The sequence below is a fragment of the Streptomyces sp. NPDC054834 genome (assembly GCF_053611185.1).
In genome coordinates this window covers 195,074-210,600 of the sequence record NZ_JBSGZV010000008.1, presented here as the reverse complement: position 1 = coordinate 210,600, position 15,527 = coordinate 195,074, and the positions used below count along the sequence as shown (strand labels likewise).

Sequence of the window (15,527 nt, the reverse complement as noted above, 5' to 3'; positions counted from 1 at the left end):
CTGGCTCGCCCGCCGAATACCGCTTCTTGGCGGCCTGGTCGCCACAGGCCGTCGGACCGAGGGTGAAGTCATGGCACGTCGGTCTTACGCCACCACCGCGCCGGCCGCACCCACCAGTGCGGCGTCCCCCGCGGGGCCGGCAGGCTTCATCGCATGAGTACGCCGTGCGCCGGCCGCCGAGGCGTGACCCGGACCAGGGAGCGCGTCTCCTGCGGGGCACTCCGGGACTCCGGCAGGCGGTGAATCCGCGTCGGCGCGCGGGTCGTCCGGCGTCCAGCCTCCGGTCACGAGACCGGTGGACAGAGCGGGGGCGACGAGGTCCCAGGAGCGGGCGATGGAGCCTCCGACGACCAGGGCGGTCGCGCCGAAGTCCACCAAGCGCGGGCCCAGCACGACGCCCAGTCGGGTGAAGACGTCATCCAGCACCCATCGGGCCCGCTCCTCCCCCGCTCTGGCTCGTCCAGCGATGTCGTGCACATCGGCGGCGGGATCGCCGTAGCGGGCGAGGATCGCCCGGCGTGAGACGGTGACCTCCAGCGGCCGGCCATCGATCTCGGTGAGGTCCATCCGCCCCTCGGGTGGTACGCCGGGGCCGTTGTTGCAGATGCGGCCGTCGGCGAGGAACGCCGAGCCGACACCGGTGCCGAGCGTGATGCCCACGGCGCGGCGGTGCCCACGGACGGTACCTGCGGACCACTCGCCGGTCAGGAAGGCGTGGGCGTCGTTGAGGAACACGACGTCGCTGGGACGCTGCCGCAGTCCGTCGAGGAGTGCTGCTCGCATGTCCATCCCGTACAGGGCGTCGAACTTGCCCACGCCCTTGAAGAGGGCGACCCCCCTTGCGTAGTCGAACGGCCCGGGCAACGCCACGCCCCACCGCGCACCAGGAGGTACCGACAGCCCGTCGGCGCAGTCTCGTACGATGCCGAGGATGTCTTCGGCATCGCGGTCCGCGTCGAGCGGCTTGCGCGTACGGCTGGTGACACGCCCGTCGCGCGGGTCGACGAGCGCCGCGGTGACATGGGTGCCGCCGATCTCCAGGACAGGAATCAACGGACCAACGCCTTCACGACACGCACCGGGCCGCCACCGGCCGCTCGCAGGGTGTAGCGGCCGACCGCGGCCGGCACGGTGAGCGTCTCCGCGTAAGCGAGTTCGTGCCGGTCTCCGGCCGCCGTGTGCAGCGTGAGGCCTTCCCCTTCCACCACGTTCAGTATGTGGAACCGTCCCTGCGTGTCGTCGGCGGCCTCGGCCTCGGCGTCAAGCACGAACCTCCTGACCTCATAGAACGTCTCGGCCAGCTCGCCGATGACCTCCTCCCGCCAACCGGTGCCCTCGCGCAGGGTGCGCGGCTTTTGAACCAGGTCGCGGGCGACGGCCTCACCGCGTCGTCCGGTCTCCAGGTTGGCGAACCCGTGCTCGTAGGGCACGGGGCGCGGGTTGCCGTCGGCACCGGGCCGCAGCCAGTCGTAGAACCTCAGGCTGTACAGATAGGGGGTGGCGCTGATCTCCAGCACGAGGTTGCCCGCACCGCTGGCGTGAGGAGTGCCCGCCGGGATCATGAACAGCTGGCCCTGCTCGGCGGGGAAGGCCAGGACGTGGTCCTCAGGGTCCATGGGCACTCCGTCGGTGACGGCCCTCTCCACCTCCTTGCGGAAGACGTCCACGTCGGCATCCTCACGCAGGCCGAGGAACACCTTGGTGTCGGTGCTGCCGAGGGTCAGATAGTACGTCTCGTGCTGGGTGTAGGCCCAGCCGAAACGCTCCCGCATATATGACTCCTTCGGGTGGCAGTGCACGGAGAGGCTGCCACCGCCGACGGTGTCCAGGTAGTCGAAGCGGATCGGGAAAGACGTGCCGAAGCGGGCGTGCACCTGTGCCCCCAACACGTTGTCCGGTTCCAGCACGCACATGAGTTGGAACGGCACCTCGGCCTGATCCTGCGGTCCGGTGCCTATGAGGATGCCGGCCTCGGGCGCGATCAGTTCGTAGCCGAGCGCGGTGTTGCGGGCGTCGGGGTTGAAGCCGAGCTCGCGCTGTGCCCAATGGCCTCCCCAGGGCGTGGAGTTGAAGTACGGGCGGGTGCGCACGGGCTTGCGGGCCAGAGCGGCGTACGTGGCGCGCAGGCCAGCTCCGTCGATCCACGTCGGCTGGTCGGGGCGCTGCATGTCGAGCCAGGCATCGAGGCGGTGTGCGAGCGAGTCGCGGTGCTGGTCGATCATCGGCCAGTCGATGTAGAACAGCCGTCTGAAGTCGGGCTTCTCGCCCGGCAGACCGAGGTTGACGCCCAGCTCACCGGCGCCGACGGCGGCCTCCGCATATCGCTTGGGCACATCGGCATACCAGAGCAGGTCGTGATCCACGAGGGCGGCGCCGGGCCCGTAGACGAGGAGCAGGCCTTCCTTCGGCGGTGCGGATACAGGGACGATCTCGAAGAGGTCGTCAAGGGGATTGTCGGCGAGCCTGCGGAAGTAGGGGTCGTCGGCGTCTGCCGGCCGTTCGGTACGGCTCCTGACGTGCGCGGGCCGTGCGTAGTGGCTCCGCATGTCGAGCAGAGTGACGGGAGTACCGCGCCCGGTCAGCTCGTGTTCGAGGCGATCAGCGAGGAGGGACCAGTCGACGGACGGGGGTCCCTCGATGGCCACCACCGCAGGGCTGTAGGGGAGTTGGGAGGCCACTGCCTGCCATCCCGTGTGGAGGACGGCCTGCGGGGCGGTGGGGTAGCGCGGATCGAGCCGGTACACACGGTCTCCTTTGCGGACAGGGCGTCAGTGAGGCGGGAAGGCGGCGCGGTCGTGACGGGGACGGGCGGCCGATGACCCTCTGCGGTGGCCGTGGGCGATCGCGGTGGGCGGGTGGACGGCGTCATGGACACAGGTGGCGAAGAGGGTGGCGCGAAGCCGCTCATTCCTTGCTCGCTCCGGCGAGCATCCCGGACACCAGAGTGCGCTGCGAGAAGACGAAGAGCACCAGCACAGGCAGGATGGCGATGATGATGGCCAGGGCGAGTTCGGGGATGGTGACGTTCAGTCCGGCGCCGGCGACGGGGTTGAAGGACGGCGTCGAGGTCAGCAGTTGGTTGAGGCCCACCTGGACGGGGAACTGCTCGCTGTTCGGCAGGACGAGATACGGCAGGAAGAAATTGTTCCAGTTGCCCACGAAGCTGAAGAACGCGACCAGTCCGACCACCGGCTTGGCGAGCGGGAGCGCGATGCGTGAGAAGAGCTGCCACTCCGTGCAGCCGTCGATCCGCGCGGCGGACAGCAGGTCCCTGGGGAGGCTGCTCCCGAAGTAGATGTAGACCAGGTACACGCCGAACGGATAGAAGGAGAACGGGAGTATCACCGACCAGATGGTGCCGATCAGGTGGAAGCGGTTGAGTTCCAGGAAGATCGGCAGCACCAGGGTGGCCTGCGGCATGATCATGGTGACCAGGGTGATCACGAGGAGCGTCTTGCGTCCCCGGAACTTCGTCAGCGCCAGCGCGTAGCCGGCCGGAACGCTGACGGCCAGCGTCAGGACGAGCGAACCGCCCGAGTAGACGGCCGAGTTACGCAGCCACGTCATCATGGCGCCGTCCTGGAAGGCGAACAGATGCCGCCAGGCCGTGCCGATCTGATGGAACGACCCGAAGGAGAGCGGATTGTCCCGCACCACTTCGCCGGCGGTCTTCGACGGTGCCAGCAGCAGCCAGATCACCGGCAGTACGAAGAACAACAGCAGCAAGGCCAGGAGGAGTCCTACGACCAGGAAGGGGAGGGTCCTGGAAGGACGGACACGCCGCCTCACGGCCGTCAGGAAGAGAGCGGTCTGTGTCATTTCTCATCCAGCTTGAACAGGTTCGAGCGAGCGACCAGCAGCCCGGCAGCGAGGAGGCCCACGGCAAGGAGGACGACGGAGATGGCAGCGGCGCCGTTGAAGTCGCCCTGCTGGAAGGCGTAGACGTAGGCGAGTTGGTTCGGCGACCAGGTGGGACTCACCCTGCCGAGGCTGGCGGTCTGGAGAAGCTGGGGCTCGACGAACAACTGGGTGCCCGTCGCAAAAGCCATGATTGTCATGTAGACGATCCACTGTCGGATCATCGGGATCTGGATGTGCCAGGCGGTGCGCCACGGTCCCGCGCCGTCCATGCGGGCTGCTTCCAGCACCTCGTCGGGGATGTTGTTCAAAGCCCCGTACATCACGACCATCCAGCCTCCGGCGCCGGTCCAGAAGGCGATCAGCATGAGGATCAGTGGCAGGTTGCCGGGCGCCAGGACGGCGGCGAACGTCTTCAACCCCATCTCGGTGAGCAGCCAGGACACCGGACTGACGTCGGGGTCCAGCATGAACAGCCAGACCAGAACGCTCGCCACTCCGGCGAGGGCGCCGGGGATGTAGTACAGGAAGCGGAAGAGCGCCGATGTGCCCGGACGCACGCGGCTGCGCAGGACCACAGCGGTCAGCACGACCAGGACGACGAGGGTCACCAGCCACATGACCAGATAGACCAGCATGTGGCTGAAGGCCGGGGCGAAGCGGTAGTCCTTGATGACCTTCACGAACTGGTTGAGCCCGGTGAACTGGCCCCGATCATTGGTGAACGCGAGGTAGAACGCGTACCCGGTGGGGAAGACGCCGAATGCGAGCAGCAGCAGCGCGTAGCCGGCGACGAAGAAGTAGCCCGCGCGACCGCGGCCCTTGCGCCGCGGCGTGGTGCCGCGGCGCGAGGGGGAGACGGCGACGCGCTCGGTCTCCAGCAAGGTCACTGATCGACCACCTTGTAGCCCTGGGTCCTGGCCTCGCCTGCGATCTCCTGCTGCCAGGCCGGGAGCGTGTCGGTCAGGCTCTTTCCGGAGGTCAGAGCCGGCAGGACGACGCTGGACCAGGCGGTGGAGTCCGAGAACCTGGTGTTCGACCAGCCGGTCCACACCTCGTTCGCGGCCTGCTTGAACGGCTCGCTCACATCGTTGGCGAAGTAGTTCCTGTTGGCCGGGTTGGCCAGCCAGGCCTTCGCGGCCTGGGTGTAGGCCGGATAGGTGGGCGCGGTGGCCTGGTTCTCGTCGGAGGTGGTCAGCCAGGTGACCAGGTCCGTGGACGCCTTGAGGTTGGCGCTGTGCGAGGACACCATCCACACGCCGCCGCCGACGTTGCCCGTGGCAGTCGTGCTCTCTCCCTTCCATGTCAGAGGGGGCGCCGCGGCGATCTGCTTGGCCGGGGTCTTGAAGCCGGCCTTGAAGAGGTACTGGCCGTACCAGGAAGGGCCGTAGGCCATCAGGACCTTGCTGCCGCTGTTCTTGGCGAATCCCTGGCTGAAGAAGCCCTGCGTGGCGATGGCCTTGGCGCTGATCAGGTTGTCCAGCAGCTTCGCCATCCGGGTGCACTTCGAGTCCCGCAGGTCGGTGCGCAGGGTGTCGGGCTTCACCAGGCTGAACGCGGGGCACTGGCCCGACCAGAAGTACGACTCATGGGAGTTGGTGTCGCCGACCGAGCCGACCAGATAGCCCGGATGGTCCTTGGCGGCCTGCTTGCCGAGGGCTTCGTACTCCTGCCACGTGGTGGGAACCTTGTATCCCCACTTGTCCATGAGGGGCTTGTTGTACCACAGGAGGACCTGCGCGATGTCATTGCGCATGCAGTAGGTACGGCCCTTGAATTGACAGGGCGTCAGCGACCCCTTGGCGAACCCGTCCAGAGTGCTCTGCGGTACGAGCTTCTCGTCCAGGGGTGCGGCGAACGGCTGCGCGCCGGGCTTGGTTGCCTCCGACGCCCAGGTCACGTCGGTCGGCGCGCCGAACACCACGTCCGGCCACCCGCTGCCGGTCCTGTCGAACAGCTGCACCTTTGACTGCAGATACGTCGATCCGTCGGCTCCGCCGTCGTACGTGACGATCTTCATCTTCACGTCGGGGTGCGACTTCTGGTACGCCTGCACCGACGGCAGTCTGGTCGAGTCGGCCCACACCGTTATCCGCGAGCCCTCCTTCTGCGCGACCGGCTTGAACACCGACTGCCCGGAGGAGGAACGGCTGGTGGTGTCGGCGCTGGCGCAGCCTGCCAGGACGGCCGTGGTGGCCAGGGACAGCGTGACCGCCGCCGTGCGGAGCAGCGAGTGACGCCGGCCGGTTCTCGGAGATCGGGAAGACCCCATTGTCTTGCCTTGCCTTTCTGTTCTTGCGCCGGTCAGCGCGGCTGCTCGACGAACGGCAGGAGCTCGTTGCCGTAGCCGAAATCGAGGGGAAGGGCTATGCCAGGCCCCGCGGGGGCGTGCACCAGGCCCTGGTCGTCCACGTGGCGCTCACGGACAACGTTCACCGAGGTCACCAGGGACTCGTAGTAGGTGGTGTTGGAGATGGCCATGCACAGGTGGTGGTTGGGGATGTCCGAACCGTGCACCTCGGCCCGCAGACGGTAGGCGTCGGCGAGATGCGCGGTGCGCATGGCGCCGGTGATACCGCCCCGAAGGGTGGTGCCGGCCCGGACACCGAAGGTGGCGGCACCGGCCCGGATGAAGTCCGCCGCGTTCATGTGCGCACCGTCGGAGGTCTCTGCCACCAGAAGCGGTACGTCCACGGTCTCGGCAAGCTTCTGATAGGCCGAGATGCTGAATTCGCGGATCGGCTCCTCGTACCAGAGATAGTCGGCCTCGGAGAGTGCCCGCCCCAGCCGGATCGCGTCGGGCAGGTCGAAGCCCGCTGATCCGTCGTACATGAGAGGGACGCTCGGACCGACGTGGTCGCGCAGGGCCAGGCACAGTTCCGCGTCGCGGCGGGCGTCGCCCCAGGCGTGCAGTTTGATACCGCGATACCCCAGGGCCAGGCACTGGTCCGCCACGTCGAGGAATTCCGCGATACTGGAGAACGTCGAGGTGGAGGCGTAGGCGGGGATGGCTTCTCGGAAGCCGCCGAGCAGGCACCAGACCGGCTGGCCGTGGTAGCGGCCGGCCAGGTCCCACAAGGCGATGTCGATGAGGCCCAGGGTGGGAAGCGGGAGTTCGTGGATACGGTCCAGCTCCCACACCCGGTGCCACAACCATTCCCGCTGGAACGGGTCGGCTCCGACCAGTTCCGCACGAAAGACCCGGTCCACCAGGTCCCGCAGGGTGGAGTGGGCGCCCGGACGAGCGAATACCGCCACTCCCTCGGCTCCCTCGTCCGTCCCGATGCGCAGGACTGCGCCGTCGCCCGCCGGAGCGCTTCCGCTCAGCCCGTCGCGCCAGCGGAAGGGCGGACTGGCTGCCGGAACATCGATCCGGTGTACTTCGACATGGGTGATTTTCATCCTGGCTTTCGTTTTCTGTATGAAAGGTGCCGGCTCGGAAGCGGAGTGCTCAGAAGCCGCCGTACGCCTGGAGCCCGTAGATGCTGCCGCCGTTCCCGCTGGAATCGGTGACGGTCAGGCGCAGGTAGCGTGCGGTGATGGGTTTGTCGGCGAAGGAGTAGACAGCTGACGACGAGGTGGTGCCGGAGGTGTGGTCCTCGAACATGGACCAGGTCGTGCCGTCGGTGGAGTACTCCAGGCGGTACTTGTAGCCGTCGGCCTTCTCGAAGGTGGTCACCACGCTGGAGACGCCGGTGTCCTTGCCGAGGTCGACCTGGATCCAGGACGGGTCGGGCAGGCCCGCGCCCTGCGCCCAGCGGGTGGAGAGATCCCTGTCCACCGCCATCTCGGGCGCGTAGTCCTTGGAGTACGACGACGAGGCGGTGACCGGCTTGTTCAGGGCCAGGTCGTGGTCGGCCGGCGTGGTGACGACAGCCGCTTCGCTGGGGTCGGAGGCGTTCAGCGCCTCGTCGCGTGCCACGACGGTGAAGGAGTACTCCGTGTCGGCGGCCAGGCCGGAAACCCGCAGTGTCGTGGCGTCGGTGACACCGATCCGCTTGCCGTCCTGGTAGACGACGTAGCTGGTCACGCCGGTGTCATCGGTGGCCGCGGACCAACTGACATCCACCAGGCCGGGCAGCAGCGGCTTGACCGTGGGCTGTCCGGGTGCCGTAGGGGCCGTATGGTCCGTGACGGTCCTGGGAGTGCCGTAGACCTGGAAGTCGTAGATGCTGCCGCCGTTCCAGCTGGATCCGGTGACGGTCAGCCGCACGAAGCGGCCGGCGACCGGATCGTCGGTATGGGCGTAGTCGGTCATCGTCGTGGTGTTGGCCGTGGTGTGGTCCTCGACCGTCTTCCAGTGGACCTCGTCCGGCGACACCTCGATGCGGTACTTGTAGCCGTTGTTCTTCTCGAAGGTGGTGATCGCACCGTTCACGTCGTACGAAGCGCCGAGGTCGACCTGGATCCAGGACGGGTCGGGCAGGCCGAGGCCCTGCGCCCAGCGCGTGGACGGGTCACCGTCCACCGCCTTTCGGGGGGTGTTGTCCTCTGAGTACGAAGAGGCGGTGACCGGCTTCTTCAGTGCGAGGTCGGAGCCGGAAGGCATGGTGACCTTCAGCGCCTGGCTGGGCTCGGACTCGTTGCCGGCGGCGTCACGGGCGGTGATCCGGAAGGTGTATGTCTTCCCGGCGGTCAGGCCCGGAAGGCGCACCGAGGTCTTGCCGGTGGCGCTGATCAGCTTGCCGTCGCGGTAGACGGAGTAGCCCGTGACCGCGGTGTCGTCGGTGGATGCCGCCCAGGTGAGGTCTGCCACCGTCGGGAAATCGGTGACTGCGATCGGAGTGCCGGGCCTGCTGGGCGCCTGGTGGTCGGGGACATCGGGGCCCGGGTCGAGGTGGCGGTAACTCGGCTGGAGGCCTGCGTTGTCGACCACGGAAGCCGGCAGTTGGTCGCAGGAACCCACGGTGGTGTTGCCGCTGATGTTGCTGCCCGTGCTGTTGGCCTGGGCGGAGTAGGCGGGCTGGGTGGTGAAGTTGCCGGTGGCATTGATGTCCATGCCGTGGTTGAGGAACAGCCACTGGTATGCGACGTCGCACAGAGCGTTGCCGGTGTTCGTCCAGTACCGGCTGCCTTCGTCGTGGTAGATCGCGCCGTAGGCGGGCGACGGTATGCCGTGGATGTAGTTGCCGGCCACCACGCCGCCCGGGTTGGAGCTCAGCGTGTAGACGGCACCGCCGTCGGCCTGCGACTTCATGATGTCGTAGATCTCGTTGTCCGTGACCTCGGTGTCGCGGCTGGTCGTGGGGGTGTCCCAGACCGGTACGCCCAGATTCCCCGGGTAGTTGCTGTTGCCGCCCTTGTCGGTGAGGCCCCAGCCCCAGCCGACGGAGACGCCGGTGTAGGGCAGGTCGTAGACCTTGTTGTGGGTGATCACGGTGTGGTCGGTGTAGCCGGCCAGGATGCCGATGGAGCCGTTGTACTGGTCGGCGACCTTGGTGACCACGTTGTTGTCGACCCTGGTGTCCTTGGTGGTGTCCCGGGAGTCGTCGGGGTGAGCGTCGATCACCGCGACCCCGCCGATCTGGATGCCGGTGGCGGCGATCTGGCGGAAGACGTTGCCCGTGATGTAGGAGCCCTGCGTACCGGTGTTCAGGTTGAGCCCGACCGCGCCGAGATGGGTGAAGGTGTTGCCCTCGAAGCCGATGCCGTGGCCGTAGCTGACATTGACGGCGCCGGGCGTCTTCTGCCACTTCAGGCGGGTCGCGTCGAAGTCGGGGTCGTTGCCGACCATCCGGAAGCCGGCCTGGCCCTCGATGAGACCCTCGGAGGAGCTGGGCGCGAGCCAGGTGGAGTAGGAGAAGGTGATGCCTCGGAAGGACACGTTGCTGACCGGGTCGGTCCTGGTGCCGTTGAGGTCCACCAGGTCCTGCACGAGCGGCACGGTGACGGTCGCGGTGGACAGGTTCTGGTCGGCCTTTGGCATGTAGTAGATCTCGCCCTCGCCCTTGTCCAGGTACCACTCGCCGGGGGTGTCGAGCAGTTCGCGGGCGTTCTCCAGCCAGGTCGGGTTCTGGATCTCCTGGCCCTGCTGGAGATGGGCGTTGTGCCAGCAGGGTTGCTGCATGGTCATCTTGTTGTCGGCGATCGACTGCACGGGGCAGCGCATCAGCTTCCAGCCCCAGGAGCTGACGACCTCCAGGTCCGAGGGACGCTTGTAGGTGTTGAGGCCGGCGTCGGTGAAGGTGTAGCCGGTGGACGTCTGGCTGAAGCCGGAGGGGTTCTTGGCGCTCCGCGCCCGGGTCTCGAATTCGCCGTCCACATAGAGCTGGCGGGTGTCGATGTCGCCCACCTTGGCTTTGTACACCCGTCCTGTTCCGTCGGCCGGAACCCAGCCGGTGATCCGCTCGCCTCCGCTGATCACCGGGTGCGCGCCGCGGGCGGCCTCGTAGACGATCCTGTGTCCGTCGCGGCCGGAGTCCTGTGCGGTCAGGGCGAACGTATGGCTGAGCCGGTAGGTGCCGGACATGAGCCGGACATGGATGTCGCCTTTGGCCTTCTGCCCGACGTCGCGTACGTAGTCCCGCGCATGGTCGAGGGTCCTGAAGGGGCGTGCGGCGGTACCGGAGCCCACGTCCCGGCCGGTTGGAGAGACATAGACATCGAGGTCCGGCGACGGGGGAGCCGCCTGGGCCGGCACGGCAGTCAGCAGGGCTGCCACTGCGGCCACCGAGAAGGCGGCCGTGAAACTTCTTCGCAGCGGCGCGAAGACGCCCCTGCGCGCAGACGGATGAGACACACGTATCCAATCGCCTGAGGGAGGTGGTATCTGGGAGTCCCGGTCGTCCGCCGGGGCTCCCAGGGCGTTGGGCGGCTCGGCCGCTGTGCCACGGCACATGCGCGGTCGGCCGGATGACGAGGCCGCCGTCTCCGCGGACGGCGGCGGAGTCCCGGAGCTGCCGCTCCTCGCAGGCTCCGGGGGCGCCTAAGGGATCGCGTCAGTGCCGGGATTGAACAGCCGGTCGCGGATCTTCTTCTCGAACTGGCTCTGTGTGGTGGCGATGTGTTCCACCATCAGTCGCTCCGCTAGATCGGCCGCCCCCGCGGCGACCGCCTCCGCTATGGCCAGATGCTGCCCTGCGGCGACTTCCAGCGATCCGGGCACGTCACCGTGGAAGAGCAGCACGTCGGACTGGGATGCCAAGCGCCTCACACCGGCGACACTCGACCTCAGGAACACGTTGTGCGAGGCGGCGCCCACCGCGTCGTGGAAGGCCGCATCAGCCTTGGCGAAGGTGTCCACGTCGTTCATCGTGGCCGCTGCGAGGGTGCTCTCCGCGCTCTCCCGTATGGCCCGGACCTCGATCGGGGTGGCGAGGGAGGCGGCACGGCGTGCTGTCTCCGACTCGATCACCTTGCGGTAGTCCAGGAGCATGCGGACGTCTTCCATGCCGGTCGGCCGGAAGTGCGAGAGTTCGTCGTCCAGCAGCCCGCCGACCGAGGCGGCGACGAAGATACCGGCGCCTCGCCGCACATTGAGCCGGCCGATGGCGGCCAGGACCTTCACGGCCTCCCGGGTGACGTTGCGGGATGCTCCCAGGATCTGGGCCAGACCCTGTTCGGTGGGGAGGCGGTCGCCGGGCCGCAGGTTCTCCTGGGCGATGTAGTTCAGCAGTTGTTCCGCGACCAGTTCATACCCCGGACGGTAGGGATGTGACGTCGATGTCGCGTCATCTCCCTTGCCGGCAGCCTGTGTCGAGTCGCCCAAGGCGAACCCCCTCTTGCACCACGTATTAATCTGATTCATTGGTGGCGGCCAATATGACACTGCCGTTACGCGTTGGGAAGAGATCAGACATACGTTCAGACAGAAGCCCTGCGAAGATCTCATCAAACCCCAAGAAACTACGCACACTTGTCAGGATGTTGCGCAGAATGGATGCCATCCTTAAGGTCCTGCCTGCCAGATGAAGCAGATCCTTCCCCATGCGGTACGCAATGCCGGGCGGCCCCCGCACGCGGCGGCCAGTGGGACAAGGGCACCTCCGACCCGGCACGAAGGAGACATCGTGGAAGTGGGAATCGGCGGCGGCCAGCAGCGCCAGACATCCGGGCAGACCTGACATGGGTACGTTCGACGGACTCAGTGCCCTGGTCACCGGCGGTGCCTCGGGCATCGGCCTGGCCAGCGCCCGGCTGCTCGCCGCGCAGGGAGCGCGCGTCGCCGTGCTCGATCGGGCCGAAGCGGCGGCTGAGGGCTTCGCCGTCCACGTCCGGGCCGACATCGGCGACGATCCCTCGGTCGTGACAGCCGTGGAGCAAGCCGTCTCAGCCCTCGGTGGGCTGGACGTCCTGGTCAACAATGCCGGGATCGGTGCGCAGGGCGGTATCGAGGACAACACCGACGACGAGTGGCACCGGGTTCTGGACATCAACGTCCTAGGGCTTGTGCGTGTCACCCGGGCCGCACTGCCGTCACTGCGCGCATCGGCCCACGCGGCGATCGTCAACATCAGCTCGATCGCTGCGGCAGCCGGCCTGCCGCAGCGGGCGCTGTACTCGGCCAGCAAGGGCGCGGTGCTCTCCCTGACCCGGGCGATGGCCGCCGACCTGCTGCCCGAAAGGATCCGGGTCAACGCCGTCAGTCCCGGCACCGCCGACACACCGTGGGTCAACCGGCTCCTCGACCGGGCGGATGACCCGGCGGCGGAGCACGCGGCGCTGGCCGCCCGGCAACCGCACGGCCGTCTGGTCAGTGCGGACGAGGTCGCCGCAGCGGTCGCCTATCTGGCTTCGCCCGGCGCCGCATCCATCACGGGCACCGCCCTGGCCGTGGACGGCGGTATGGACGGGCTGCGGCTGCGGAAGGAGGGCTGATGAAAGTACAGCGCTTCGCTACCGTGATCCGGCTGCGTCCGGAGAAGGAGGCGGAGTACCGCGCGCTCCACTCCGCCGTGTGGCCGGACGTCCTGGCAGCCCTCAGGCATGCCAACATCGGTAACTACTCCATTTTCCTGCGCGACGGCCTGCTGTTCAGCTACCTCGAGTACACGGGCACCGACTACGCCGCTGACACCGGGGCGATCGCCGCCGACCCGATCTCGCGCGAGTGGTGGGCGCTGACGGACCCGTGCCAGCGGCCCCTGGACAGCGCGGCCGAGGGACAGTGGTGGGTCCCCGCGGAGGAGATCTTCCACCTTGACTGAGAGCTCACGTACGCCGGAGCCGTCCGCGGGCCGCACCTCACGCTTCAGCCGCTGCGAGGAGGGCGCTCCCGCGCCGCGCTCCTCCCGGCGGGTGCGTGCGCCTTTCCCTCGCCAGTCCTTCTCGACGCTCAAGGACCGAACCGTGCGTATCGATGCTCATCACCACCTGTGGGATCTGTCAGTTCGCGATCAGCCGTGGACCAGCGACGTGCCTGCGCTGCGCCGGACCTTCACCGCCGCTGAACTGAGGCCGGCGCTCGAGCGGAACGCGATCGACGCCACCGTCGTCGTACAGACCGTCGCCGTGCCGGAGGAGACACCGGAGCTGCTGGCCCTGACGTATACCGACCCGCATGTGCGGGCGGTCGTGGGCTGGACCGACCTGACCGAACCCGGCATCGCCGACCGCCTCGCGGAACTGCGGGAGCAACCCGGAGGATCCGCGCTCGTCGGTATCCGGCACGGCATCCAGGACGAGACGGACCCGGAGTGGCCGGCGCGCCCCGAGGTCCGCCGCGGCATCGCCTCGGTCGCGGCAGCGGGCCTCGTCTACGACCTTGTCGTCCGCCCCGACCAATTGCCCTCCGCGGTGCGGGCCGTGCGCGAGTTGCCCGACGTCCGGTTCGTGCTGGATCACGCCGGCAATCCTGTCGTGAGTCCGGACGGCCTCGTCTCCTGGACCGCGCTGCTGACCGATCTGGCCGAGTGCCCGAATGTGACGGTGAAGCTGTCCGGCCTGGTCACCCGGACCGGCGGGGCCCCGGCCGCTGCTCTGCGCCCCTACGCGGACGTACTGTTCGCGACGATGGGACCGGACCGCCTCATGTACGGTTCGGACTGGCCGGTCTGCCTGCTCGCCGCCGAGTACGACGAGGTTGCGGCCGTCGCCGAATCACTCACCGACGAGCTCAGCGCCGACGAACGGGAAGCGGTCTTCGGGACAACGGCGGCGCGCTGGTATGGAATCCCCGCGTGAAGGCCCGCACGCTCGGTCGTACGAGCGTCCGTGTCAGCACGCTGGGATTCGGTGCCGCCCCTATCGGCAATCTCTACAGCCCGCTCGACGACTGCCAGGCACAGGCCACCCTCGAGGTCGCCTGGGACGAGGGGGTGCGCTACTACGACACCGCCCCGCACTACGGACTCGGACTGTCCGAACGGCGGCTCGGCGACGCCCTCGCTCACCGTCCACGGACGGAGTTCACCATCTCCACCAAGGTCGGCCGACTGCTGGAACCCCACCCGGCACCCACCGGATCCGACCTGACAGCAGGAGGCTTCGCTGTACCCGACACGCTGGTCCGCCGCCCCGACTACTCACGGGACGGTGTACTGCGAAGTCTGGAAGGCAGCCTGAATCGCCTGCGACTGGACCATGTGGACATCGTCTACGTCCATGATCCCGACGATCACCTGGACGCTGCCCTCGACCATGCCCTGCCCACGTTGACGGCTCTGCGCGACCAAGGTGTCATCGGTGCCGTCGGTGTCGGCATGAACACGGTCGCCCCGCTGCTGCGAATCGTCGCAGAGGCGGAGGTCGACGCCGTGATGGTGGCCGGGCGGTGGACCCTTCTCGACCGCACCGCTCGCCCCTTGCTGGACGCGTGCGCCGAACGTGGGGTCGCGGTGGCGGCCGCCGCCCCGTTCAACTCCGGTCTGCTCAGCCGTCCTCACCCCGCGAGTGACGCCACCTTCGACTACGGCCCCGCCTCCGCATCGGCACTGCGTCGTACTCGGCTCCTTGCCGGGGTATCCGGTCGACACGGCACCGCACTCCCCCACGCCGCCCTGCGGTTTCCGCTGCGCGACCCCTGCGTGGCCTGCGTGGTCGCAGGTTTCCGTACCCCTGAGGAGGTCGTGTCCGCTGCCCGCTGGGCCGCCACCGATCTGACCGAGGAAGCATGGCTGGACCTCGACACGGCAGCCGCACAGGCGGCAGAAGACCCGCCCTCGTAACAGCTGACACACCATGACCCGCACACTTCCGGTCGGGATGCACTCGCCGGGCTTCATCGCCGACACGGATGACGAGGCCCGGGAGGTGCACTGGCCGCACTACAAGGTCGTCCGTGACCGCATCGGCGCGCTGCGGGGCTGGCCGCTGATCCGCAAGGAGGAGTACGAGGCCGAGATCGAGCACGGCTCCCTCTACATCGGCTCACCCGAGACGGTCGCCCGCAAGATGGCCCGTGCCACCAAGGCCCTGGGCGTCGGTCGCTTCGACCTCGTCTACACCACGGGCACCCAGCCGATCAGCGCTCCTCCTGAAGCCGGGGAAGGCCGGGACCGTGCCGGTACGACTCGCGCCGGCAGCCGGTTACCGGGTGCCGGCAGGTGGTGATCCGGACGACCTCGCCACCGTCGCGCGCCTCGTCAGCGTCTGTCTGCTCGACGTGACCGTGCAGTCGCCGTGGGGGCGCGGCGGGGGCGCGGGGCCCCCCCCCCCCGGGGCCAGGGGGGGGCCCCCCCCCCCCCCCCCAGCCCCCCCGCCCCCCCCCCCCCCCCCCACCCCCCCCCCCC

13 protein-coding genes are annotated in these 15,527 nt (G+C 68.2%); 5 read left to right on the top strand and 8 right to left on the bottom strand.

The features are described 5' to 3' along the window. Positions 1 to 84: 84 nt before the first annotated feature. The 8 genes from ACWGJM_RS14140 to ACWGJM_RS14105 all read right to left on the bottom strand — a co-directional run bounded on the left by ACWGJM_RS14140 (position 85) and on the right by ACWGJM_RS14105 (position 11,566). A complete protein-coding gene (locus ACWGJM_RS14140; protein WP_453411939.1) occupies positions 85 to 1,053 on the bottom strand; it encodes an ROK family protein in 969 nt (322 codons plus the stop codon). Beyond that, positions 1,050 to 2,744 (bottom strand): class I mannose-6-phosphate isomerase, encoded by a 1,695-nt coding sequence (locus ACWGJM_RS14135; RefSeq protein ID WP_453411938.1) that lies wholly within the window; start codon positions 2,742 to 2,744, stop codon positions 1,050 to 1,052. The genes ACWGJM_RS14140 and ACWGJM_RS14135 overlap by 4 nt, the downstream gene beginning before the upstream one ends. 160 nt (positions 2,745 to 2,904) lie before the next feature. Further along, entirely contained in the window at positions 2,905 to 3,819 is a 915-nt protein-coding gene (locus ACWGJM_RS14130; protein WP_453411937.1) for a carbohydrate ABC transporter permease, read from the bottom strand. Then, positions 3,816 to 4,748 carry a carbohydrate ABC transporter permease gene (locus tag ACWGJM_RS14125; protein WP_453411936.1) on the bottom strand — a complete coding sequence of 311 codons (933 nt, stop codon included), beginning with the start codon at positions 4,746 to 4,748 and terminating at the stop codon, positions 3,816 to 3,818. The genes ACWGJM_RS14130 and ACWGJM_RS14125 overlap by 4 nt, the downstream gene beginning before the upstream one ends. Continuing rightward, positions 4,745 to 6,130 carry an ABC transporter substrate-binding protein gene (locus ACWGJM_RS14120; RefSeq protein WP_453411935.1) on the bottom strand — a complete coding sequence of 462 codons (1,386 nt, stop codon included), beginning with the start codon at positions 6,128 to 6,130 and terminating at the stop codon, positions 4,745 to 4,747. The genes ACWGJM_RS14125 and ACWGJM_RS14120 overlap by 4 nt, the downstream gene beginning before the upstream one ends. Positions 6,131 to 6,162: 32 nt before the next feature. Then, a complete protein-coding gene (locus tag ACWGJM_RS14115) occupies positions 6,163 to 7,260 on the bottom strand; it encodes an enolase C-terminal domain-like protein (protein WP_453411934.1) in 1,098 nt (365 codons plus the stop codon). Positions 7,261 to 7,309: 49 nt separating this feature from the next. After that, positions 7,310 to 10,519: a discoidin domain-containing protein gene (locus ACWGJM_RS14110; protein WP_453411933.1), complete on the bottom strand. Its 3,210-nt coding sequence runs from the start codon at positions 10,517 to 10,519 to the stop codon at positions 7,310 to 7,312. A gap of 264 nt (positions 10,520 to 10,783) precedes the next feature. Beyond that, positions 10,784 to 11,566, bottom strand: a complete 783-nt coding sequence (locus ACWGJM_RS14105) for a FadR/GntR family transcriptional regulator (RefSeq protein ID WP_453411932.1) — start codon at positions 11,564 to 11,566, stop codon at positions 10,784 to 10,786. Between the two features lie 356 nt (positions 11,567 to 11,922). On the opposite strand from ACWGJM_RS14105, the gene ACWGJM_RS14100 reads away from it, so the two are divergent. The 5 genes from ACWGJM_RS14100 (at position 11,923) to ACWGJM_RS14080 (ending at position 15,348) form a co-directional block, all read left to right on the top strand. Then, entirely contained in the window at positions 11,923 to 12,675 is a 753-nt protein-coding gene (locus ACWGJM_RS14100; RefSeq protein WP_453411931.1) for an SDR family NAD(P)-dependent oxidoreductase, read from the top strand. Then, positions 12,675 to 13,004 carry an L-rhamnose mutarotase gene (locus tag ACWGJM_RS14095; protein WP_453411930.1) on the top strand — a complete coding sequence of 110 codons (330 nt, stop codon included), beginning with the start codon at positions 12,675 to 12,677 and terminating at the stop codon, positions 13,002 to 13,004. Before ACWGJM_RS14100 ends, ACWGJM_RS14095 begins: the two co-directional genes overlap by 1 nt. Before the next feature lie 142 nt (positions 13,005 to 13,146). Then, positions 13,147 to 13,980 (top strand): amidohydrolase family protein, encoded by an 834-nt coding sequence (locus ACWGJM_RS14090; RefSeq protein WP_453411929.1) that lies wholly within the window; start codon positions 13,147 to 13,149, stop codon positions 13,978 to 13,980. Next, positions 13,977 to 14,963, top strand: a complete 987-nt coding sequence (locus tag ACWGJM_RS14085) for an aldo/keto reductase (protein WP_453411928.1) — start codon at positions 13,977 to 13,979, stop codon at positions 14,961 to 14,963. The genes ACWGJM_RS14090 and ACWGJM_RS14085 overlap by 4 nt, the downstream gene beginning before the upstream one ends. Before the next feature lie 13 nt (positions 14,964 to 14,976). Next, positions 14,977 to 15,348, top strand: coding sequence for a hypothetical protein (locus tag ACWGJM_RS14080; RefSeq protein ID WP_453411927.1), 372 nt, complete (start codon positions 14,977 to 14,979; stop codon positions 15,346 to 15,348). Positions 15,349 to 15,527: the final 179 nt, after the last annotated feature.

Coding starts and splice junctions, on each gene's coding strand:
- ACWGJM_RS14130 (WP_453411937.1), bottom strand. CDS start 3,819: ATGACACAGACCGCTCTCTTCCTGACGGCCGTGAGGCGGCGTGTCCGT.
- ACWGJM_RS14120 (WP_453411935.1), bottom strand. CDS start 6,130: ATGGGGTCTTCCCGATCTCCGAGAACCGGCCGGCGTCACTCGCTGCTC.
- ACWGJM_RS14115 (WP_453411934.1), bottom strand. CDS start 7,260: ATGAAAATCACCCATGTCGAAGTACACCGGATCGATGTTCCGGCAGCC.
- ACWGJM_RS14100 (WP_453411931.1), top strand. CDS start 11,923: ATGGGTACGTTCGACGGACTCAGTGCCCTGGTCACCGGCGGTGCCTCG.
- ACWGJM_RS14095 (WP_453411930.1), top strand. CDS start 12,675: ATGAAAGTACAGCGCTTCGCTACCGTGATCCGGCTGCGTCCGGAGAAG.
- ACWGJM_RS14080 (WP_453411927.1), top strand. CDS start 14,977: ATGACCCGCACACTTCCGGTCGGGATGCACTCGCCGGGCTTCATCGCC.